Source organism: Tenacibaculum sp. MEBiC06402, from assembly GCF_049239625.1.
GTDB lineage: Bacteria > Bacteroidota > Bacteroidia > Flavobacteriales > Flavobacteriaceae > Polaribacter.
Window position 1 is genome coordinate 320,508 of record NZ_JBMKKT010000089.1, and the last position, 22,319, is coordinate 342,826.

The 22,319-nt window shown below is 32.8% G+C and carries 19 protein-coding genes; 11 read left to right on the forward strand and 8 right to left on the reverse strand.

The window, feature by feature from the left end:
- Positions 1-33: 33 nt before the first annotated feature.
- Positions 34-1,647 (reverse strand): Ig-like domain-containing protein, encoded by a 1,614-nt coding sequence (locus tag ACOSP6_RS06410; protein WP_422094780.1) that lies wholly within the window; start codon positions 1,645-1,647, stop codon positions 34-36.
- Between the two features lie 43 nt (positions 1,648-1,690).
- Positions 1,691-2,383 (reverse strand): ComF family protein, encoded by a 693-nt coding sequence (locus ACOSP6_RS06415; protein WP_422094779.1) that lies wholly within the window; start codon positions 2,381-2,383, stop codon positions 1,691-1,693.
- A gap of 45 nt (positions 2,384-2,428) precedes the next feature.
- Between ACOSP6_RS06415 and ACOSP6_RS06420 the strand changes: the two genes are divergently transcribed.
- The 8 genes from ACOSP6_RS06420 to ACOSP6_RS06455 all read left to right on the forward strand — a co-directional run bounded on the left by ACOSP6_RS06420 (position 2,429) and on the right by ACOSP6_RS06455 (position 13,071).
- Complete coding sequence (locus ACOSP6_RS06420; protein ID WP_422094778.1) at positions 2,429-2,992, forward strand: class I SAM-dependent methyltransferase; 564 nt, start codon at positions 2,429-2,431, stop codon at positions 2,990-2,992.
- A gap of 59 nt (positions 2,993-3,051) precedes the next feature.
- Positions 3,052-4,242 carry a GTPase HflX gene (gene hflX, locus ACOSP6_RS06425; RefSeq protein ID WP_422094777.1) on the forward strand — a complete coding sequence of 397 codons (1,191 nt, stop codon included), beginning with the start codon at positions 3,052-3,054 and terminating at the stop codon, positions 4,240-4,242.
- Between the two features lie 186 nt (positions 4,243-4,428).
- A complete protein-coding gene (locus ACOSP6_RS06430) occupies positions 4,429-5,145 on the forward strand; it encodes an energy transducer TonB (protein WP_422094776.1) in 717 nt (238 codons plus the stop codon).
- A gap of 100 nt (positions 5,146-5,245) precedes the next feature.
- Complete coding sequence (locus ACOSP6_RS06435; protein WP_422094775.1) at positions 5,246-8,050, forward strand: TonB-dependent receptor plug domain-containing protein; 2,805 nt, start codon at positions 5,246-5,248, stop codon at positions 8,048-8,050.
- A 153-nt stretch (positions 8,051-8,203) separates the two neighbouring features.
- On the forward strand, positions 8,204-8,950 hold the full coding sequence (locus ACOSP6_RS06440; protein ID WP_422094774.1) for an energy transducer TonB: 747 nt from the start codon (positions 8,204-8,206) through the stop codon (positions 8,948-8,950).
- 30 nt (positions 8,951-8,980) lie between these two features.
- Complete coding sequence (locus ACOSP6_RS06445; RefSeq protein WP_422094773.1) at positions 8,981-11,830, forward strand: TonB-dependent receptor plug domain-containing protein; 2,850 nt, start codon at positions 8,981-8,983, stop codon at positions 11,828-11,830.
- Between the two features lie 216 nt (positions 11,831-12,046).
- Positions 12,047-12,469, forward strand: a complete 423-nt coding sequence (locus ACOSP6_RS06450) for a histidine triad nucleotide-binding protein (protein ID WP_422095586.1) — start codon at positions 12,047-12,049, stop codon at positions 12,467-12,469.
- 5 nt (positions 12,470-12,474) lie between these two features.
- Complete coding sequence (locus ACOSP6_RS06455) at positions 12,475-13,071, forward strand: methyltransferase (RefSeq protein ID WP_422094772.1); 597 nt, start codon at positions 12,475-12,477, stop codon at positions 13,069-13,071.
- A 50-nt stretch (positions 13,072-13,121) separates the two neighbouring features.
- On the opposite strand, the gene ACOSP6_RS06460 is transcribed toward ACOSP6_RS06455, so the two are convergent.
- From ACOSP6_RS06460 to ACOSP6_RS06470, 3 genes are all read right to left on the reverse strand, one after another.
- Complete coding sequence (locus ACOSP6_RS06460; RefSeq protein ID WP_422094771.1) at positions 13,122-13,850, reverse strand: hypothetical protein; 729 nt, start codon at positions 13,848-13,850, stop codon at positions 13,122-13,124.
- Between the two features lie 101 nt (positions 13,851-13,951).
- Positions 13,952-14,686 (reverse strand): LytR/AlgR family response regulator transcription factor, encoded by a 735-nt coding sequence (locus ACOSP6_RS06465; protein ID WP_422094770.1) that lies wholly within the window; start codon positions 14,684-14,686, stop codon positions 13,952-13,954.
- 3 nt (positions 14,687-14,689) lie between these two features.
- Positions 14,690-16,516, reverse strand: a complete 1,827-nt coding sequence (locus ACOSP6_RS06470) for a histidine kinase (protein ID WP_422094769.1) — start codon at positions 16,514-16,516, stop codon at positions 14,690-14,692.
- A gap of 183 nt (positions 16,517-16,699) precedes the next feature.
- On the opposite strand from ACOSP6_RS06470, the gene ACOSP6_RS06475 reads away from it, so the two are divergent.
- The 3 genes from ACOSP6_RS06475 to ACOSP6_RS06485 all read left to right on the forward strand — a co-directional run bounded on the left by ACOSP6_RS06475 (position 16,700) and on the right by ACOSP6_RS06485 (position 17,437).
- A complete protein-coding gene (locus tag ACOSP6_RS06475) occupies positions 16,700-16,900 on the forward strand; it encodes a hypothetical protein (RefSeq protein ID WP_422094768.1) in 201 nt (66 codons plus the stop codon).
- Between the two features lie 131 nt (positions 16,901-17,031).
- The gene (locus tag ACOSP6_RS06480) at positions 17,032-17,193 is read left to right on the forward strand and encodes a hypothetical protein (RefSeq protein ID WP_422094767.1); all 162 of its coding nucleotides are present in this window, start codon (positions 17,032-17,034) and stop codon (positions 17,191-17,193) included.
- Positions 17,194-17,254: 61 nt separating this feature from the next.
- The gene (locus ACOSP6_RS06485; protein ID WP_422094766.1) at positions 17,255-17,437 is read left to right on the forward strand and encodes a hypothetical protein; all 183 of its coding nucleotides are present in this window, start codon (positions 17,255-17,257) and stop codon (positions 17,435-17,437) included.
- A gap of 148 nt (positions 17,438-17,585) precedes the next feature.
- On the opposite strand, the gene ACOSP6_RS06490 is transcribed toward ACOSP6_RS06485, so the two are convergent.
- The 3 genes from ACOSP6_RS06490 to ACOSP6_RS06500 form a co-directional block, all read right to left on the reverse strand.
- Complete coding sequence (locus tag ACOSP6_RS06490) at positions 17,586-19,250, reverse strand: flavin monoamine oxidase family protein (protein ID WP_422094765.1); 1,665 nt, start codon at positions 19,248-19,250, stop codon at positions 17,586-17,588.
- 69 nt (positions 19,251-19,319) lie between these two features.
- A complete protein-coding gene (locus tag ACOSP6_RS06495; protein WP_422094764.1) occupies positions 19,320-20,618 on the reverse strand; it encodes a peroxidase, FMP-type in 1,299 nt (432 codons plus the stop codon).
- Positions 20,619-21,457: 839 nt separating this feature from the next.
- On the reverse strand, positions 21,458-21,784 hold the full coding sequence (locus tag ACOSP6_RS06500; RefSeq protein WP_422094763.1) for a hypothetical protein: 327 nt from the start codon (positions 21,782-21,784) through the stop codon (positions 21,458-21,460).
- Positions 21,785-22,319: the final 535 nt, after the last annotated feature.

Below are 22,319 nucleotides of genomic sequence, written 5' to 3' on the forward strand. Positions count from 1 at the left end.
TGAGAAATAGGAGAAGGTAAAACGAAAGAGAGTTTAGGGACTCTCTTTTTTTATTGTCATCGTTTCATTAATAACCCAATTGGCTCGTAATTCTAAGACTTCTTCGTAATAGACAATTCTTTCAGGTTGCTTTTTCAATAAATAATTACCAGTATCCCATACTCCATTTTCATTTTCATCAACAATAACCTTTAAGGTGTATTTCTGAGGGTCTAAGAGCTTAAACTCTATTTTTTGAGATGATGTAATGTAAACACTTTTTTCCACCTTGTCATTGGCTAGTAATTGCACAATTAGAGGTTTTTCAACTTCTTTTTGAATATCAATTGCTATTGCACCATAATCTTCCACTTGTTTGGTAATAAAAAGGTAATTTAAGGTGTCTTTTGTTTGTGTTTTATATAAATCCTCGATACCCTTCGGATACACTTTTAATTTATATTTAGATTGCGTTTTCATGTCAAATAAAACGGCAAGCTGATCAAAGTCTAGTTTTTTAACTTCAAAATCTAAATCAATTGAGTCTGCAACTGTAAGTTTAAACTTTTCTTTATCAAAACTCGCAATTGGAGTATTGGTTGTTAATTTAAGAGTGTCTTTGAAGTGTAAACTTCTACTCTTAATATTCGTAGAAACAGAAAGTGAATCAATTTGTTTTTTTCTTAATAAGACGCGAGTTGTATCAATGCTCTTATCATTGGTAATTATAAAATTTAATGAGTCAAGTTCAATTGGAGTATGCCAAAAATTCAAAGAATCTTTCTCTTTGGTAAGCTTGGTGAAATAAGAAAAATCTTTCGGAACATCAGATATTAATTGAACCTTAATGTTTTTTTGTTTTCCAGTAAAACCAAACTGAATTTTCCCCTTTTTAATTTCTTTACCTCTTTTAAATTCATAAGGTTGATTCTCACTGAAAAGCACCAAAGATTTGCTAATAATACTGTCTTTTGGTAAGGAAATTTCACCTTCAAGAAAACCGATACGATCTGTTTTTGAGTTGAATAGATAATTTGAAGTTTCTTCTTCTAAGGCAAAAACTTTATATTTTCCTTCACTAATATTAGTAAAATTAAAGTTTATAGAATCAAAAGTTTTGGTTACATAATCAGGCTTTCTTTTGTAAATAATTGAGTCGTTGTAGGTTGAATCAATTTTGTATAAAAGTATATTATAATTTTTATCCTTTTTCTTAGCCAAAGCATCAATTACAGAACCTTTTACAGTTAAAGAGTCAATAAAATCTCCTGTAGAAAAAACATATTTAAAATTCTCGATTTTATTATTTTCATTGTTGTCTTGAACAGCATCCCCAAAATTAAAAGTATACGTAGTATTTTCTTTTAAAGTGTCCAAAATTTTGATGTTTATATACTTACTCGGAGTTCCTTGTGGTGTAATTAGAGCAGGAGTTTTAAAAGGAGGAGAAATGATTAGTTTTTTATTTAAATCGCGAAGTACAACATACTCGTCAAAATAAATTCTAATATTATCTCCTTTAAAATTAAGGCTCTCATATGCAGGCTTTGCAATTACCATAATTGGAGCATCTTCATCTTTTGGACCTCCGTTGGGAGTACCTTTTCTCGCACAACTCTGCGCAACTAAAATGAATGATAATAAAAACAAGTATTTAAAAAACCTCACAAGAAATGTATTTTAAGTAAGTTCAAAAGTAGTAAAAAACGAGCTATGTATTTTCTGTAAACGCAATACTTAAAACACTTATTTTTAATTTTTCAGTTTTTAACAATTCTTTACAACATGCCTCTATAGTTGCTCCCGTCGTAATTACGTCATCAACCAACAAGATGTGTTTGTTTTCCAATAAACTTTTGTTTTGTAAATAAAAGTCGCCACCAATGGTTTCGGCTCTTGCTAGTCTTGTTTTAGAAGTTTGAGATTTTGTGTTTGTTAATCGAACTAATATCTCATTTTGTATAGGAATGTTAAACTCAGAACTAAGACTTTCACAGAAACTCATAACTTGATTGTAGCCTCTCTTTTTTAGTTTTTTTGAATGAATTGGCACAGGAATAATGTAGTCAATATCTCTCATGAATTGTCCCTCTTGAATACTGTTCACAAAGGAATTTCCTAAATACTCTCCAATATCTTCTCGGTTTTTATATTTTAATTCATGAATTAATTTTTGTACCAAATTCTTTTTGTGAAACAAGAGAAAAGAAACTGATTTTTCAATCGGAATTCTGCCGTAAAAAGAACTTGTAACAATATTATCTGTGTAGTCGTCTATTTTTAAAATAGGTAAATCGTTACTACAGAAATTACACAGAATAGTTTCTGAATAAAGTAGCTCGTTGGAGCATCCAACACATAAATTAGGGAAAAATACCCTTAAAAAGTCTTTAAAAATACGCATATTTGCGAAGCAATTTTTTATAAATATACAAATAGATCATTTTTTTTGGGGAAAAAGTTTAATTTTTTTAAAGAAGCGATTGCTACTGCCAAGACATCTGGTACCATAGCACCAAGCTCAAGATTTTTAGCTGATAGGATGTTAAAAGGTATTGATTTTGCATCAGCAAATGTTATAGTCGAACTCGGTCCTGGTAACGGTGCTATAACAAAGCATTTACTTCAAAAAATTAATCCAAATACCACATTAATTTGCTTTGAAATAAATGAAAACTTCTATAATGAATTGCAAAAAATTAATCATCCTCAGTTAATTGTACTGAAAGTTTCTGCAGAAAATGTCAAAAAGGAAATACAAAAACTTTCATTCAGTGAAGCAGATTATGTTGTTTCTAGCCTTCCATTATCAATTATCCCAAAAGAAATTTCAATGAGTATTTTAGATAAATCTCATGAAATTCTAAAAGAAGGAGGTAAGTATATTCAGTTCCAATATTCATTAAATTATTTAAAAAACTTGAAGAAGGTATTTGGTAAGAAGAATGTGTCTGTTCAATTTGAAGCAATTAATATTCCTCCTGCATTTGTGTACCAATGTACCAAGAATTAATTCCTTATTATAACATATTACTTCCTTTTCAATTCTTATAATTTGTACTTTTGTGACGTATGATAGAAACAAGAGAAGCAATTTCTGAAAAAGCAGTGTTAATTGGAGTTATTACTCAATTACAAAACGAAGAGAAGGCAGAGGAGTATTTAGATGAATTAGAGTTTTTAACAATAACTGCTGGAGGTGTTCCTGTAAAAAGATTTTTACAAAAACTAGACAAACCAAATCCTAAGACTTTTTTAGGATCAGGTAAGTTAGAAGATGTAAAAAATTATATTGACGCAAACAATGTAGGAACAGCTATTTTTGATGATGAGTTGTCACCTGCGCAATTAAGAAATATAGAGAGAGTTTTAGATTGTAAAATTCTTGATAGAACCAATTTAATCCTAGATATATTTGCTGGAAGAGCACAAACTAGTTCTGCGAAAACACAAGTTGAACTTGCTCAATACCAATATTTATTGCCGCGCTTAACAAGAATGTGGACACACCTTGACAAACAAAAAGGAGGTATTGGTATGAGAGGTCCCGGTGAAACAGAAATAGAAACCGATAGACGTATCATCCGCGATAAAATCACCTTACTAAAAAAGAAACTCGCAACTATTGACAAACAAATGTCTGTTCAAAGAAAAAACAGAGGTAAAATGGTTAGAGTTGCGTTAGTTGGTTATACAAATGTGGGTAAATCTACCTTAATGAATCTAATTAGTAAGAGTGATGTTTTTGCTGAAAACAAATTGTTTGCTACATTAGATACAACTGTGCGTAAAGTGGTTATAAAGAATATTCCTTTTTTACTTACCGATACGGTTGGTTTTATCAGAAAACTTCCTACACAGTTGGTTGAATCGTTCAAATCTACCTTAGATGAGGTAAGAGAAGCTGACCTTATTATACATGTAGTTGATATATCTCACCCCAACTTCGAAGACCATATATCGTCAGTAAACGATATTTTGGTCGAAATAAACAGCGCTAATAAGCCTACAATCATGGTCTTCAACAAAATTGACGCCTATATTTGTGAGACAATAGATGAAGATGATTTAGTTACAGAAAAGACTAAAGCTCATTTTACATTAGACGACTGGAAGCATAAATGGGTTAACGATTTAAGTGATAAAGTATGTTTTATCTCTGCTGGAGAGAAAACAAATATTGAAGAATTTAAGGAGAAGGTTTACGATGAGGTAATTAAAATTCACACCAAAATCTTTCCTTACAACAATTTTTTGTATTAATACTATTTATCTGGCACTATAATTGTTAATAATTTATTGAAAACAGTTAAAAAAAAGCAAAAAAACAATAGCTAAAATTTCGTAGTAGATTTTTTGCTAATTTTGCTTCGGAACATATTTAGTGTAAAGTTGATATTTAATTCCCTTGTATAGAATTTTTTGATGCAAGGAGTCATTCCCCAAATTATGAAAAAATTTATAGTTTTTGCATTGATTGGTTTATCAGTTAATTTATATGCACAAAAGGACACTTGTGAAACACCGGAAGATGCAGTTGAAGATTTAAATAGTATTACTAAGTGTACTATAAAACCATCAGAAAAGTCAAAGGATAAGAGAGCTAGACAAATATCTGTAAGGGTATCTGCTCCGAAAAGACGTTTTTTAAAGAAAAGAAAAAAGCTAGTAGCTGGTGCCAGTAATTTAAGTACTTCTGGATTATCGAGTACCAATGAGTCTACCAGTATTTCTAAAACTGTGGCCTTAAAAACAAATCTAGCAGCACTTACAAATACGTTATCAAAAGAAGAGGTAAGAAGTGCTGAAAAATTTAGTACTGTAAATGATATTCCTTTATTTCCTTCTTGTAAAGGAGAGGAAGGAGATGATCAGCTAGATTGCTTTAACAATGCAATGATGAAGCATATTCAGGAGCATTTTAGGTATCCAGATGACGCATTGGTAAACAAAGTGCAAGGTGAAGTATGGGTACGTTTTATAATTGACAAAGATGGTAATGTAACCAATATAAAAGCACTTGGTCCAAAAGGAGCGAAAATATTAAATGATGAAGCTATTCGTGTAGTTTCTAACTTGCCAAAATTTATCCCGGGAGTTAAAAATGGAAAGCCTACTTCTGTAAAATATGGCTTCCCAATTAACTTCTCTTTGGAAGATAATTAAATTTTTCTTACTTTAAGAAAGCAAAAATCAATTAATCAAACTAGTTATTATGGTTAGAAAATTACTTCTACTGTTCTTCTGCGCAGTAAATTTAACACTCGTGGCACAAAACAAATTGTCAGGGTTAGTATTTGATGAGTATTTGGAACCGTTTCCAGGTGCAACTATTACATCAAGTGAAGGAAAATCGGTAACATCTAACATAGATGGTGAGTTTACTATTAATGTTAAAAAGTTTCCAGTTACACTAAATGTGTCTTCTGTTGGGTTTCAGAGAGAAGTTGTTGAGGTAACCAGTGCATCTGACGATTTAAATGTTATCTTGAAAGAAGCATTTGTATTAGATCAGGTTGTTATTTCGGCTTCTAGAACTCCTGAACGAGTTATGGAATCGCCAGTAACCATTGAAAGAATTGATGGTAAGTATATCAAAAGAACAGCATCTCCTAATTTCTACGAAAGTTTGGGTAACTTAAAAGGAATTGATGTTTTAGGTAATAGTTTTTCTACAAAGATCATTACTTCAAACAGAGGTTTTGGAAACACCCTTAATAACAGATTTGTACAATTAGTTGATGGTGCCGAAAGTTCTATTCCTGTATTCGAATATTCATTCGGAAATTTATTTGGTTTGAACGAGCTTGATGTTAAAAATGTCGAGATTCTTCCGGGTGCAGCTTCTGCTTTATATGGTGCCAATGCATTTAATGGTATCTTATTAATGACAAGTAAGAATCCTTTTGATGATGCTGGAGTAAGTACTTACTTTAAATCTGGTGCGACTACGCAAGATGATAGAGGAGCTTATGCCTTTTATGATGTTGGAGCAAGAATGGCATATAAATTTAGCGAGCACTTTGCGGCGAAAGCGAACGTTGTTTATACTAATGGTGAGGATTGGTACGCCAGAGATTATAGAAATACTACTGGTCAAGGAGGTGTTATCAAAGATGGATTTAGTCATGCAGATGATGTAGGTTATGATGGTGTAAATGTATACGGTGATGAAATTGGGTTTAACCTAAGAGATATTATTAGAAGTCTTGAAAATAGAGGCCAATTATTACCAAACGGTCAACCAATTCCAGCAGGAAGTTGGTTAAATGTTGACAATGTTAACGTTTCAAGAGTAGGTTATAGAGAAGAGGATTTAAATAATTACAGAACGAAATTCTTAACTTTTGATGGAGCTTTACATGTAAGACCATGGGGAAAAGAATCAGCTGAGATAATTTTAGCTTCGAAATTCCATTTATCAGACAATGTAATTCATGCTAGTAACCGATACGACCAACGTCAAGGTTTTATGCAACAATATAAGGTAGAGGTAAAGGGTAAAAACTATTTCGTTAGAGGTTATTATTCGGAAAATGATGCGGGACAAACAACAGATACAAGACTTGCAGGTATTTATGTGGCGAATGATTGGAAAGATCATGCTACGTATTTCGGAGAATATGGTGTGGCATATTTGGCATCTGTATTTACCGGAGCAACAAATGAACAAGCTCACGCTTTTGCTCGACAAGTTGCAGAAACAGGAAGATTTTTACCAGGAACACCTGAATATGAGGCTAGTTTAAACAGAGCAAAAAACACTACGTTAAGTAACGGAGGTGCGAAATTAATAGACCAAACAGGATATTATCATGCAGATGCTAACTTAAACCTGTCAGATTATATTGATTTTGCAAATATTCAAATAGGAGGAAGTTTTAGAAGTTTTGCATTAGATTCTCAAGGTCAAGTTTATACTGATGATGATGGAGTAATTAGACATCGTTTGTATGGTATATATACTCAGATTCAGAAAACATTTAATGACGATCGATTAAAACTTACTGCAACAGCTCGTTTTGATAAAGCAAGAAACTTTGAAGGTAAGTTTTCACCGAGAGCAACACTTTCTTATGCTGTAGGAGAAAGAAGAGATCATAACTTTAGAATCGGTTTCCAAACAGCCTTCCGTAACCCAACTTCGCAAGATCAGTATTTAGGATTACAACTGGGAGATAGAGTGTTTTTAGGAACAGTAGAAGAAAATTTAACAAGAGAAGTAACAGTAACTCCATATCGTTCGAACCCTACAATATCTGCAACATTAACAGGTGAAAACGCATTTAATAACTCATTTACAGCAGAATCAGTAGATGCGTTTTTAGCAGATGTAAGATTAGGTAATGCACCAGATTTGAGTTTGTTACAAAAAGCAGAGTTAGAGGTTTTACGACCAGAAACAGTGCAGTCATTTGAATTAGGTTACAGGGGAGCAGTAGATTTAGCAGGAAAACTTTTTGAATTTGACCTTGTAGGTTACTACAATTTCCATGAAGACTTTATTACAACAAAAGAAGTATTTGCTCCTTTTTATGGAGATGTTGACAATCCTGCAACTCCAGATTCTACTCCAGGAACTGAGGCATCAACGGCAGTTGTGAGAAACGATATGCTGCGCTATATCTTAAGAACAAATACAAGCTCAAAAATTGATACTTATGGTTTTGCTGCTGGATTCTCAACAAAAATATTAGGAGGATTCGATTTTGGAGGAAGCTATACATTCTCTGATTTTAAAGTAGATGCAGATAATATCGACTTTAAACCATCATTTAATACTCCTAAGCATCAGGTGAAGCTGCAGTTAGGACATGAAAGATTATTCAAGAACTTTGGTTTTGGAATAAATGCAAGATGGCAAGATGAGTTCTTGTATCAATCGAGATTTATTGATGCAATAGTGGAAGACAGACTTGTTTTAGATGCTCAATTAAGTCTAGGTATTCCAAAATTAAAATCTCAGATTAAATTGGGTGGAACAAACCTAACAGGAGAAAATTACACCACTGTACCAGGAGCAGGTATCATAGGATCTCAGTATTATATCTCTTGGACTATAAATAATTAATAGTCAAAAACATAGACAGAATAAGGGCTAGCCAATGTACTAGCCTTTTTTTTGTTAAAAAAAACTTAAAAAGTAAAAGATATTCAAAAATATAGTACTTTTGCAGTCGAAAATTTAACCCAAAACTAACAACTACGCATTAATTTATAGAATATGAAAATAAAAGTACTAGTAGTCGTATTGTTAGCCTCCCTAAACCTATTTGGTCAAGAAACTTGTGATACTCCAAAAGAGAACGCAGTTGAAGACCTTAACAGCATTAGTATTACTAAATGCTCAATTAAACCTTCGAAAAAAGGAAAAAGTAAAAGATCTAGACAGATTACAGTAAGAGTATCTGCTTCTAAAAGATTTTTAAAGAAAAGACAAGCAGTAAAGAAAAAGCAAGCAGTTGCTAGTTCAACTTCGTTAAATACTTCTGGAGTTTCGGAAATCGAAACAACTCCTAGTATTTCTAGTTCACTTTCTTTAAAGAAAAAAAGTGCCGCTACCGACATTGCAGCTTTAACAAACAGCATGTCTTTAGAGGAAGTTAGAAAAGCAGAAAGATTTACAACAGTAGATGAATTACCTTTATTTACTGGATGTAAAAAAGCTAAGAAAGGAGACATGGTTGATTGTTTTAATGAAGAAATGATTAAGCATATCCAAAAGCATTTCAGATACCCAGCTGAAGCCGTTGCAAACATGGTTCAAGGTGAAGTGTGGGTTCGTTTTATTATTGATTCTAATGGAGATGTTAGAAACATTAAAACATTAGGACCTGAAAATGCGGAAATCTTAGATGAAGAAGCTAAACGCGTGGTAACGCAATTAACAAGCTTTACTCCAGCTAAAAAAGACGGAAAGCCTGTTGCTGTTAAGTACGGTTTCCCAATTAACTTTTCATTAGAAGAATAATAATTTACAATCCCTAAACAACAATCCAAAATGTTTAAAAAACAATTATTAGTAATTGTTTTTACCTTGAGTGCTATTGCAAATTTTGCACAGGTAAAAATTAATGGTGTAGTTTACAATGAGTATTTAGAGCCTTTTTATGGAGCTAAAATTGTAAGTGGTTCAGAAACAACTGCATCAAATGACAACGGAGAGTTTACTATTACAATTAATGGTAATTTCCCACAGACAATCACAGTTTCGGCTTTTGGTCATCAAACAGAAACAGTTGAAATTACAAGAGCGAACCAAAAAGTAAATGTAATTTTAAAAGAAAATTTTCTTTTAGATCAAGTAGTAATTTCTGCATCGAGAGTTCCGGAAAGAATTATTGAATCGCCAGTAACCATTGAGCGTTTCGGTTTAACGGATATCAGAAAAACATCGGCTAATTCTTTTTACGATGGATTAGTGAATTTAAAAGGAGTTCAATCTAGAGAATTAGGTTACGGATTTAAATCTGTAAACACTAGAGGTTTCTCTGACTTCTCAAACTCGAGATTTGTGCAAATGGTTGATGGAATGGATACTGCTGCTCCAGCATTAAACTTTAGTGCGGGTAACCTATCAGGTGTTTCTGAATTAGATATTAATAATGTTGAAATTTTACCAGGTGCATCTTCTGCATTATATGGGGCGAATGCCTATAATGGTGTGTTATTAATGAACACTAAAAATCCATTTGACTTTACTGGAATCAGCACTATGTTTAAATCAGGTGTTACCAATCAAGAATTAGCTGGAACAAATAAATTTTATGACTTTGCAGCTAGAATGGCATACAAATTCGGTGAAGATTTTGCAGCGAAAGTAAACTTTTCTTACTTCGAAGCACACGAGTGGTTAGCGAATGATACTAGAAATAAATTAATTGATACAGGAGAAATCGCTGAGGGTAGTATTAATAACCCATTAAACTACAATGGAATTAATACTTATGGAGATGAATTTAATAACAGTATTAGTGTCCAAAACATAGGAATTAATTTCTTTAATGTGTTATTACCACAAGATGCTTTAGTGTACAGAACTGGTTATGCGGAAAGAGATTTATTAGTAGATGAAAAATCTAAAAACTTAAAGTTTTCAGCATCTTTTCATTACAGACCTTTTGAAGATGAAAGATTAGAGTTAATCTTTACAACTAGAATGGCTAGAGGAAATAGCTTATTACAAGGAAATGATTCTAGATATGCACAAAGAGATTATTCTATAGGTCAATCTAAATTTGAAGTAAAAGGAGAAAACTTCTATGTAAGAGCATACCATACAAGAAATGATGCTGGTAATAGTTATAACATAGATGCTACAGGAGCAGTACTTACAGCTAGATCTCAACAGAATAATTTAGTTGGTAGCTGGGGTGTTGATTATTTACTTGGTTTAAGTAATAACGGAGTCGATTGGAACAATATAACAGGAGATATTTCAATCTTAGAAGCTGCAAGAGAGTATGCTGATAGTTTTGGATTACAACCTGGAACATCTGAATTTAGACAAGCTTTTGATGATGTAAGAGCAACTTTAATTACTGAAGGAGGAAGTAGAATTTTTGATAGAAGTTCTTATGTTCATGCAGATGGTAACTATAACTTCAGAAGTTTAGTTAATGATTGGGCAGATATTCAAGTAGGTGGATCATATAGACAATATAATCCTGATTCAAACGGAACTATTTTTAATGATGCAAATCAAACTATTAGTGTAGAAGAATATGGTTTTTACTCTCAGATTCAAAAGAAATTCTTTGATGAAAGATTAAAGTTAACGGCATCTGTTCGTTACGATAAGTCTCAAAACTTCGATGGAAATTACTCACCTCGTTTTGCTGTAAACTATGCATTAGGGTCAGATAAAAACCATATTATTAGAGCATCTTATCAAACAGGTTTTAGAAACCCTACAATTCAAGAGCAGTATTTATTCAACCAACCTGGTAGAAAAATTAACTTAGGAACAGCTTGGAGTAACTTAAATACTTTAGATGTACAAGGAATTACAGGAGATGATGTAATGAACAACTCATTATTAACTCGTACGGTATTCCCTGATGATACAAACTATCAAGGACCACTTTACCAAAAGTCAACATATACAGCTATTGTACCAGAAGAAGTAAGAACAATTGAATTAGGATATAGAAGTATGTTTCCAATTACCGATACAAATAACATCAGTATCGATGTAAACGGTTTCTACAGTATCCACAATGATTTTGTATTCTTCCAGGATATTTTAACTCCTACAGCTGGTAAAGTACTTCCTTTTGGAAATACTCCAGTAACAGCTGCTCAGTTACAAGATCCAAACGTTGCTAACGGATTTATCGATCCTGACACAAATATTTTAGTTTTAGATGCAGAAGCATTAAATTCTAACTTACAAGAGTTTAACATTGTTACAAATAGTAAATCTGTGGTAAATTCTTACGGAGCAAGTATTGCGGTGAATACAAAAGTGTTTAATCGTTTTGATTTAGGATTAAGTTATGATTATATTAACTTCTCTTTTGATGATAAAGATTTAGGTCTTTTCGAGCCAAACTTTAACACACCAAAGCATACATTCAAAGCACAGTTAGGAAATGAAAACGTATTCAAAAACTTTGGGTTTAATGTAAGCGGAAGATGGCTAGATAAATACAGATGGGTATCTACATTTGTAAAAGGAGATGTTGATTCAAGAACAGTAATTGATGCGCAATTAAACTATAGAATTCCATCAATTAAATCTAGATTCAAAATTGGAGGAACAAACTTATTCGGAGACGAGTACTTTGTTGCACCAGGAACTGGTCAAATCGGACAAACTTATTATGTGTCTTGGATTATCAATGACTAATTAAAAGTTGAAGTTTTCTCGTAGAAGGAAACTCAATACAATATATAAATCCAGTGAAGTTAGCTTCACTGGATTTTTTATTTACAAAGATATTTAACAATAATGTATGACTTAGTTTATCCGATAATTTCTAAATTGAAATCACTTACAAACACTTATCTATTTCCAATGAATTTTAAAAACATCTTATTTGTTGTATTCTTAATAACATCATTTATGTTACCAGCCCAAAGTGCAGAATACCAAAAGAAGAAAGCGAAAAAATTAGCAGCAGGTTCTGTTTTTACTAAAATTATAAACAGAGAACTTCCTGCCGATATAGCTTATGAGGACGACGATATTATTGCTTTTGTACCAAATAGACTACAAGCACCTGTTCATTTGTTAATCGTGCCTAAAAAAGAGATTCCGACGATAAATGATGTTACTGAAGAAGATACATTAGTTTTAGGAAAGATGTTTTTAATAGCAAAGAAGCTCGCTAAAGAAAAAGGAATTGCTGAAACAGGCTATAGATTGTCGATGAATATCAACGAAGATTCTGGTCAATCAGTTTTTCATTTACACATGCATTTGCTAGGAGGAAAAAAATTAGGACCAATGGTAACTCAAGATGAAGAATCACCTATTAAAAACTAAACAACGTGAGTACAACAAAAGAATATTGGTCGCAACGATATAACGAAAACAATACTGGATGGGATTTAGGAGCACCATCTCCTCCGTTACAGAATTATATCGACCAGATAACGGATAGGAGTCTTAAAATACTAATTCCTGGTGCAGGAAACTCTTATGAAGCTGAATACTTATTCAATAACGGATTTACAAATGTTCATGTGTTGGACATAGCCAATGAACCCTTAACAGCTTTTGCCAAGAGAAACCCGAAGTTTCCTTTAGAACAATTACATGAGAACGATTTTTTTGAATTTGAAGGTCAGTTCGATTTAATTTTAGAGCAAACTTTTTTCTGTTCGTTTCCACCATTACCAGAAACAAGAAAGGCCTACGCAAAAAAGATGCACGAACTGTTAAAACCAAATGGAAAGCTAGTAGGGTTATGGTTTAATTTTCCACTAACGGGAGATATGGAAAACAGACCTTTTGGTGGTAATATGCAAGAATATTTGAGTTACTTCTCATCATATTTTAAAGTTCAAACTTTTGAACCATGCTATAATTCTATTCCACCCAGACAAGGAAATGAACTATTTGGGATTTTTAAGGTAAAAAAATAAAACCGCCTTTTTTAAAAAAGACGGTTATATGAGTTCTCTTACATAATTAGCTATATGGAATAAGAGCCAGCATTTCGTAAGGTTAAAATTAATAAGTTGTTCAACTCTTGTGAGTAGTCAAAACCACTTGGAATAAAAGTTTTAGTTCCGTTGGACATTTTTAAACCATCATCGTATAAACCAGTATCCATATCCCATAAATTGATGATATATTCTTTATCGTTTAAGTATTGATTGAAGTTGAAATAATTAAATAATAGACTTTTGTTAGGTAAGTGGATATCCCAATCATAGGTGTTAGAAATTAAATGGAAATAGGTGAAATATCCCATGTGTAACACTGCATAATCTCTTTCTAAAGGATCCGGTACAGCAGAAGAGATAGGAGGAGTTGGCTCTCCTTTTGGATCTGTATTCCAATTATAAATATAATAACGAGCTCTAAAAGCTATTTCAAATGGATTGTCTGTACCATCTAACAAAGCTCTTAAACTAATTTTTAGCGGTTTTCCCGTTAGTTCTTGATAAAAGTAATCTCTTGCTGCTTGATCTTGTAATAATGTTAATCCGATAAGATAAGAGGTCATATACATCATGTTTTCTTCTTCGTTTAAAGAATAAGGAGTATTATTTGATGTTATTTTATCACCCCCTTTTGCACGCACACTATGTAACGTTTCTTTTTCATGTGATTCCAAGACATGCAAGTTTTCTTTTTCGTCACTACAAGACAAGAAAACTAGTAACAAGCTTAGCATAACTAATTTTACATTCTTCATATTACTTTAATTTTTAGGTTGAGAATAAAAATAACATTGATTTTTGGGTGAAAAGAAAAGAGTTCAAATTCGCGTACAACTATTTCAAATTTGTTTACCGTTTAAAAAAGTAACTTCAAAACTTCGTCTTTTCTTCTTGTAGCTACAGGTATTTGATGACCATTTTTAGTTACTAAAAAACCATCATTCAAATATTTAGAAATGTAGGTTGTATTTACTAAGTACGATTGATGGCATTTTATGAACATACGCTCATCTAACAAAGCTTGAATTTTTTTCATAGGTTTTGATACCATAACTTGTTCATCCATTGTGTAAAAAGTAGTGTAATTACCTTCAGATTTACAAAAAATAATATCTTCAAAATTTAGGATATGTTGCGCTTCTATAGTCTTAATTACAATTTTAGTATGCTCATTGTTTTTGTAGTAATTACGGGCAATATCTACTAAATTGGACTTGTTTATTTTTTCTTGTTTTTGCTCAATTGCTTTGGTAACTGCTTCTACAAACTCATCTTCGTCAATGGGTTTTAAAAGATAATCTAGCGCGCCCAATTTAATCGCTTTGATAGCGTGTGAATCATAACCCGTTACAAAAATAATATCGAAGTTTATGTTCGGAAGCATTTCTAGAATTTCAAAGCTAGAACCATCTCCCAAATCCACATCAAGAAAAACTAAATCAGGAGAATGGGCTAAAACCGATTTTACACCTTCTTTGACCGAAGCAGCTTCTCCAACAATTGTTATGTGATTACCAAAGTTTTTAACTAATAACTTTTGTAATTCTTCTCTTACGTGCTGTTCGTCTTCTATAATCAATCCTCTTAGCATAATCTACAATTCTTTATAAGGAATTTTAATTTCTATTTTAGTGCCTATCGCTCCTTCTTGATTTGTAATAATCAATTTTTTCCCAGTCATTTTAAATAAAAACTGATCAATCAAATACATAGAAGAATTCTTTTTAAGATCGTTTTTATTCATTCCTACACCATTATCTTCAACAATACAGGTAATAAAATCTGGCTGTTTAGAAAGCTCAATGTATAAATTCCCTTTTTCTTTGAGTTTCCCAAACGCATGTATGACGGCATTTTCTACGAAAGGTTGCAATAACATCGGTGGAATTAATAATTCGTTTTCCGATGAAATTTTATTTTCTATGGTATAGTCAAAACGATTTGGGAATCTGAATTGTTGTAATTCGATATAATCTTCAATGGATTGAAGCTCATCTTCAAGAGCTACATAATCTTGTGTAGAATTATCAAAAATAGTTCGTAATAATCTAGAGAATTTAACAATGTATTTTGCGTATTGATTTTGATTGTTTTCCACACTTTGTTTAATCATACTTAGGCTATTGAATACGAAGTGAGGATTCATTTGTGAGCGCAATAATCGTTGTTGTAACAAGAAGTTTTGTTTTTCTATTTTAAAACGCCTTTGTCTATAAAAATTAAGAATTAAAACAGTCAAAACAATCACTATTAAAAGTAATGCGATTAAGATATATTGATTACGTTGAAATTTTAAACTTTTTACTTCAGCCTCATTTTTCTCTACTTGTAAATTGCGTTCTTTTTTAAACGATTCTTTTAAAACTTGAAGTTCACTATTAATTCTTTTATCACTGCTTTTTTGTAAAAATGAAAAGAGTGAATCTATTCGAGAAGAAACGGCATCAAAATTATCGCTTTCTTTATAAGAAATTTCAAGATTTGTGCGCAATGCTTCTTGTTGATCGGTAAATCGTAAATGTTGTATGCCTTTATGAAAAACCGAATCGATATACACTTTTGATTTCGGTAAATCATTCAACTTCGAATACATCACACCAATATTCAAATACGAATGAGCAACGCGTTGTAAACCTGTTCTAGGATTTAATTGTTTAGCGTATAACAATGCTTTTTTATAAGCATTTAAAGCTTTGATATATTCTTTTTTACTATTATAAGTATAACCTTGTGAACTGTAAAGGTGATATACCATATCAGCAGATAATAAACGCTTAAATGGCACTACCTTGTTTAATTCCTGTTCGGCTTCTTCATTTCTAGACAAGCTAGTTAAAATTGATGCACCATCAAGTGTTGCTATTAAATAATTGGTAGTATCTTTTGCTTTTAAAAACAGATTTTTACTCTTTCTGTTTGCCGACAAAGCTTTTTCTGGTTTCCCCAAAGCAGTTTGAATACGCTGATTAAAGTGAAACACATACGCCTTATTTTTATAGTCAGAACTGTCGAGCAATTTGTGCATCTTTTCATTAACTCCAGCAGCATTTAAATAATCATTTTTTCGTCGAAGATATGTTTCTTTTAAAGCTCGGAAAAAACGAATCTCTCTATTGTTTTTTATTTTTTCTTCGGTAAATGAAGTGGCAAATATCAATTGTTCAATGGAAGCATCGTAATTCTGTAAGCGGTCATAAAACCGGGAAGTCATGTAAGCATATTCAGCCTGCAAAGAATCGGAAAGCTGCTCAGTTGGAATTTCTTTTAAAATACCGAGGTAATGCGTTAAAGAATCTTTCGATAAACCTTGTTTAGTTTTTTTATAGAAAAAATCGGGTGGTTGAGAGGTAAACGATTTATTCTCTTTTTCACAAGCAACAATTATCATCAGCAGTATAAACAACCAAATTCCCTTTTTCATAAAACATAAAATATTCCTAAAGTTACTAATTTTTGTAAAGTGAAGTGTTAAAAAGTAGCTAAATACAAATCGTTTATGAAGTAATCGCTTACAAATTTGAATTTGACTCTAATACCTGTTTTTTTCAGACTAAATTCATTTCAAAATCGCAGTGAATATAACCACTGATTAAAACATTTACATATGAAAAAAACAATTTTAAACTTAGGAAAAGTATTAGACAGAACTGCACAAAGAGCTGTTCATGGAGGGGGAGCTTCTTTAAGATGTCGAACGGATAGTGACTGTTGTAATTACAAGCATAATAGCTCGTATGGATACTTGTGTTATAACGGAACATGCGCACCTGGAATTTTTGGGGATGTACATCCATGCGGATTATAATATAGCAGGATTTAGTTCGCTTTTTTTACGTTTTCGAATTGATATCAAACTCATCTGAACTATATAAAAAAGCAACTTTTTGTACAATTTTTTTCAGTGAAGAAATAATAATAACATAAACACTTTTAATTATGAATAATTTAAAAAACTTAGGAATAGTACTTGATAAAAAAGCACTAAAATCAATTAACGGAAGCAGGAAAACTTGTTCAGGAGACTTATGTTTGTCTGGCTACTCAAACGGAATTCCAAACTGTGTTCCATGTGGAGAAGAAGAACCTCCAAAAAAATAATGCAGCGCTATTGACAAACTCTAAAATATTCAATTAAAGTATCATTTAAATAAAAGATGAAATGAAAAAATCAATTTTAAATTTAGGAAAAACATTAAGTAAACAAGAACAACAAAAGGTTTCAGGAGGATTTGGAGTGTTTTTTAACACTTGCCCGGGAAAAACGGAGCAAGAATGTATTGCTAGTCCGCAATGTGCATGGAATGGAAGAGGATGTATAACCGACACACCACATATTGTATAATAGTATCAACCAAAGAAAAGCTGTCCAATCGGACAGCTTTTTTATTAATGTATTTTAAAGTAACAATTTCGTCATTGCAAATCAAATGAAGCAAACTATTTGTTTTACAACAATCCCATCAACGAACTTCGTTGAGACATGGTTAAGCTTAAGCATCAGGATTTGGGCATCCCAAATACTCTTCATTTATTTTGTTCAATCCAAAATTTGCAAGTACTAAATCAGTAGAACGCAACGAACCATTAACCCAACCTTGCATGTCCGACCATGACTCATTACAGGTATAAATTTCCTCATCGTCTATTAATTTTGTCATTCGTTCAATAACCTTTTTATCGTCGGCATTTAAAGCCCATTGATGATACGCATATCCAAAATTATCTTCACCATCCCAGTTTCGATAACTTGTTAATACAGGATCTGGAACATAATGAGTTTTAAACAACAACTTAAATTGCTTTAAAGCTTCATTTACCACTTCTTGAGAGGCGGCAAATAAAGTTTGCGGTTCTTTACTATGTTCTCGTTGTAATTCGGAATCAAATAATGGTCCTACATTTTGTAAACCTTGCCAATAATTCGTGTTATTATAGTCACAATAAATAGTAAGAGCAGCAGGTTCATTATCAGAAGGTCCGTTTACTGGATAAAAAGGATATACTGCATTAATAGGAAGATCGGTAAAAGAAGGACCAAAAGTAATTTCTGGTTGACCTGTTTCGCCGTTTTTCCACCAAGGTTTGTCAAAATATAAGTTGATTTTCATCAAACGCATATTAACTACAGAGTGAATATCTTCCCAGATTTGGGCTGCATTTTTCGCATTGTTTAATACCGGCGAGTTTAAGAAAACATTTTGCATTGCTTTACTCGCAATGGCTAAAATTACTTTTGAAGCTTTTATAGTTGTTTTCTTTTCTTCTTTTAAAGATTCAAAAGTATTCTTGCTGTTAGAAATAGCTTCACTTAACACTAGCTCATAACCTCCTTCTTTCGAGGAAGATATTTGGTTTAAGTTTGTGTTGAGAAAAATCTGACCACCCATATTTTCTACCTCTTTTTGTAAGGCATTAATTAGCGTGCTAAATCCAAATTTGAATGTTTTGTAATGTGGGTTTTTCGGGAAATCTTCAAGAATTTGCCATGCTTCTCCCGCATTTACAGTCGATAAAAATGGAGCTTGAAATCCGACGGTATCAACCAACATAGAAATACATTCTTTCGTATATCCCATGTCACTTAATAAACCGCCCATTTGCCATTGATTTAATTTTACTCCTTTCCATGTAAAGTTAAGTCGGAATTTTTGCCAAAACTCAGGCGTTGGATTTGCCGGAGCACGATCTATTTTATTAGCTTTTAAAATGCGATTGTAAATTACGTTTAATATAGTTCCTGGGCTTTGGTTTTGTTCAGCTGGTGCAAGGTTGTATAACTCACTCCAAATAGCATTGTTATTAGCTGCAGCTTCATCTGCAGTAAAACTGCGTCCACGAACAAAAAAACGATTGGTGGTCATAGGAAAATCAACTATTTGGTTACATAGTTTAAGTCCATAAAATAATGACATTAGTTCTTCCATTTCGTACGTAAAACGCATTCCACCTTCTTCATCTTTTACAACAACAGTTTCATTTATATCATCGTTAATTTTCACTAAATCAGTATCTAAACGACCTCCTGTTCTGTTAAGTCGCTCTACTATAGTTACTGTTCTCGAAGAATCTTGTTTTAATAAACGCCAAGCAGCATAGAGTCCTGAAACTCCAGCACCGACAATAAGTATATCTGTTTTATTTGGTATTGATTTCATGTTTAATGATTAAGAGTTGATGTAAGAAAAGCCCAACCGTAGTAAATTATTAAGGTTGAGCTTTTTGATTTATTTTGAATGACCCATTGGACAAACAATAGGAGCCGGACCACCTTTTACTTTATGATCTGATTCCGATGGAATAATTATTCCTGGTAATCTTCTATCTTCTGGAATGTCTTTTAATCTTCGTAAGGTGTTTACCTGAATATGAGGCCATTTTGTGGTTCCTCCATCAGATCCAAACATAAATTCAAAATCAACAATTTGCTCATATTGCAATTGCTCAATAATACCACCAAAATCTTCGTCATAAACTTCTTCCAACCACATACGGAAACGCATTCTTGTAACTTTACAATAACGATGAATCATCACATTATTGATGGTTCCACCTTGAACACCAGTATCGTGGAATGAGTCTAGTTCAATAAGTTGGTATTTTTTAAATTTTAGGTCTTTGTTAGCATCAATTAACTTCAAGTTTGGCTGAACTGTATATGGAAATTCTGCACCATACTTATCGTAATTAAATATTTTTTCAAAGTACGCTCGTCCACTGTTTACTCCGCTTTCTCTTGGTCCACCTTCTGGATTTTGGGCTTCACGAGGAAGTTTTGTCCATTCTGGTTTTTGACGAGATCCTGCAATAAGATCTTTTTCAGGATTAATTCCCATAGTCGGAGATACAGACAAATATTGTTGTTCCCACAAATCTGCAATATGCGGAGCTTTACCTTCAACTGGTGGTTGCGCATTACCCGTTATATGTATTGTTGTTCCGTGAGGAATAACACCTGAACGTGAAATTGTGTATGGCGGAATAAATTGAGGCCCTAATTCTCCTGGACCCATAACAGGTTCTGCACCATCTTCCTTTACCGATTGTTCATCAGATGGATGTTTAAATAAGTTTGGTGGGTGTTGGTAAGGACTGTCTTCACTCCAAGGCATTATATTATCACCAAGCCAAAGGTACATTCCGTCTTCAAAGTGTTGTAGTAAATTTTGATTGTCAATAATGGCGGTTTCGTATTTAACTGCAGCATTAAACTGTTCGTTTGATCCACCTCTATTTCGAACTGGAGCGTTTACTTGAGTAAATTTAAGTTGCTCTCTATATTCTTGAGATTTAAAATGGAACACTCCGAATACTGTTTCCGAAGAAGTTCCTGGCGATGGCATCGGTGTTGTATGCAAACCTGTTGGGCCGCCTTTCCAGTTAACCCAAGTTCCGTGGAGCTTTGATAAAAGTCCAAATTGCGCTCCGTTATACTCACCGCCTTTAGGAAGTCCAGGCTCCCATTCTCTGTAAGGTCTTACCGAAGATTTTTGCGGTTCTTTTGATGTAGATTTTTCGTGTTTCATAATGAAAGGATGTGTTAGATGGTTATTGATTTTATTACTTCAAAATCCAACGAACGTAAGAAGAGCATTAGCGTTTTGAAGAATAGAAATACGTTATTAAAACATTATTCTAGTAGCATACAAACACCAAGCATTTCAGCCAAATGTGTATTGTACATATCAAAAATCATGAATTAAACGGCAGCTTTTATTTTTAATGCCATGGTTATAAGTAAATTAATCATGGAAGTAGCGTTCGAGGTCATGAATGATAATTTTTGACTGTTCTATGATAGAACCTGATTAGCAGTTTTAATAGAATTTGGACTCACTTGTCAGTTCGAGTGAATTTCTTGAATGATAATGAGAGAACCCCGAAGCTTCGGGGAGTATCGAGAACCAATTGTAAGTTCTAAACCACATCTCGATACAAAATTATGTTTCACGTTGTTGCTCATAATTTAACTCAATGTGACAAGTCCGTCATTGCGAATCCCGAGGTTTAGGGAAGAAGTAATCTCTCAAACCAAACTGTCATTCCCGCGCAGGCGGGAATCTTTTTAATTCCTATAAAGGGAGTTCGAAACTCCCGAAACTTCGGGATGAAGCAATCCTTTTTTTGAAGAACAGATTACTTCGTCATGTTGTCAAATTATATTTGACACAAGCCTCGTAATGAAGAGTAAAACGAATGTCGTCATTGCGAATCCCGAGGTTTCGGGATGAAGCAATCTCTCGTTCTCACTGTCATTCCCGCGAAGGCGGGAATCTCATCATTGAAAATCCCGAGATTTAGAAAATTCTATGAATTACGAAAAAAAGCTGCTCAATAGAACAGCTTTTCATTTAAATAAACTTTACTAGCTAAAATTACACTCTATATCGGCTTCACCGTTATAAGTTCCTTGAAGATTAATGTATAATTCTTTCGCATTAACAGGTATTTCCTTAAAAACATCCATATCACCAAATCGATTTGCGTGAAGATGAATTCTCATTTTTGGATTATCTGTATTAAATTCTAAGCCTTTCGGCAAATTGTAGCTTTGTCCTCCACCAATTTGAGGAGTTGATGCTTCCAATGCATCATCAGGATAGAAAGTTAATACTGCATTCACATTTTTTCCGTCTTTTACTATAGCATTCAAATTATTAGCAACAGTAACATTTAAAGATTTTATACTCATTTGTAGTCGTTTTTTAATGATTCCTACTCTTTTAAAATAGGTTTTTCAGATTCCCCCTTTCGCACTAAACATTTGATAGAAAGTAAATTATGGTAGTGTGCACATCAAAATTGTAAAAAAATCAACCTGATTTCATTATTAAAACCATGAGTATAGGGTATTTAAGCATAGTAGTATCGAAATTAGTCATAAGAGCCAAACATCATTGCGAAGTTTATACTATACTGGATTTAGTAACGAAGTAATCTCTCATTTTCCCTGTCATTCCCGCGCAGGCGGGAATCTCATTCTATTTATAAAGAATGTTCTCTTTCATTCTTTTTTCCATTGATGAAACAAGTTCAACACCGGGAAGTTATTAATGACAAATAATATGAACCCAACGTCATTACGAATCCCGAAGTATCGGGATGAAACAATCTTTCAAACCAAACTGTCATTCCCGCGCAGGCGGGAATCTCTATTACTTCTCATAATGAAACAAATCTTTAATTCTTTTTTCCATTGATGAAAAAAGAAGCAAAAAAATCTAGTC

Excerpts from the sequence above, each read along its gene's own strand:
- ACOSP6_RS06500 (WP_422094763.1), bottom strand. The coding sequence starts at position 21,784 with ATGAGTATAAAATCTTTAAATGTTACTGTTGCTAATAATTTGAATGCT.
- ACOSP6_RS06445 (WP_422094773.1), top strand. The coding sequence starts at position 8,981 with ATGTTTAAAAAACAATTATTAGTAATTGTTTTTACCTTGAGTGCTATT.
- ACOSP6_RS06490 (WP_422094765.1), bottom strand. The coding sequence starts at position 19,250 with ATGAAATCAATACCAAATAAAACAGATATACTTATTGTCGGTGCTGGA.
- ACOSP6_RS06460 (WP_422094771.1), bottom strand. The coding sequence starts at position 13,850 with ATGAAGAATGTAAAATTAGTTATGCTAAGCTTGTTACTAGTTTTCTTG.
- ACOSP6_RS06470 (WP_422094769.1), bottom strand. The coding sequence starts at position 16,516 with ATGAAAAAGGGAATTTGGTTGTTTATACTGCTGATGATAATTGTTGCT.
- ACOSP6_RS06495 (WP_422094764.1), bottom strand. The coding sequence starts at position 20,618 with ATGAAACACGAAAAATCTACATCAAAAGAACCGCAAAAATCTTCGGTA.
- ACOSP6_RS06450 (WP_422095586.1), top strand. The coding sequence starts at position 12,047 with ATGTTACCAGCCCAAAGTGCAGAATACCAAAAGAAGAAAGCGAAAAAA.
- ACOSP6_RS06475 (WP_422094768.1), top strand. The coding sequence starts at position 16,700 with ATGAAAAAAACAATTTTAAACTTAGGAAAAGTATTAGACAGAACTGCA.
- ACOSP6_RS06480 (WP_422094767.1), top strand. The coding sequence starts at position 17,032 with ATGAATAATTTAAAAAACTTAGGAATAGTACTTGATAAAAAAGCACTA.
- ACOSP6_RS06485 (WP_422094766.1), top strand. The coding sequence starts at position 17,255 with ATGAAAAAATCAATTTTAAATTTAGGAAAAACATTAAGTAAACAAGAA.
- ACOSP6_RS06430 (WP_422094776.1), top strand. The coding sequence starts at position 4,429 with ATGAAAAAATTTATAGTTTTTGCATTGATTGGTTTATCAGTTAATTTA.
- hflX (WP_422094777.1), top strand. The coding sequence starts at position 3,052 with ATGATAGAAACAAGAGAAGCAATTTCTGAAAAAGCAGTGTTAATTGGA.
- ACOSP6_RS06465 (WP_422094770.1), bottom strand. The coding sequence starts at position 14,686 with ATGCTAAGAGGATTGATTATAGAAGACGAACAGCACGTAAGAGAAGAA.
- ACOSP6_RS06415 (WP_422094779.1), bottom strand. The coding sequence starts at position 2,383 with ATGCGTATTTTTAAAGACTTTTTAAGGGTATTTTTCCCTAATTTATGT.
- ACOSP6_RS06440 (WP_422094774.1), top strand. The coding sequence starts at position 8,204 with ATGAAAATAAAAGTACTAGTAGTCGTATTGTTAGCCTCCCTAAACCTA.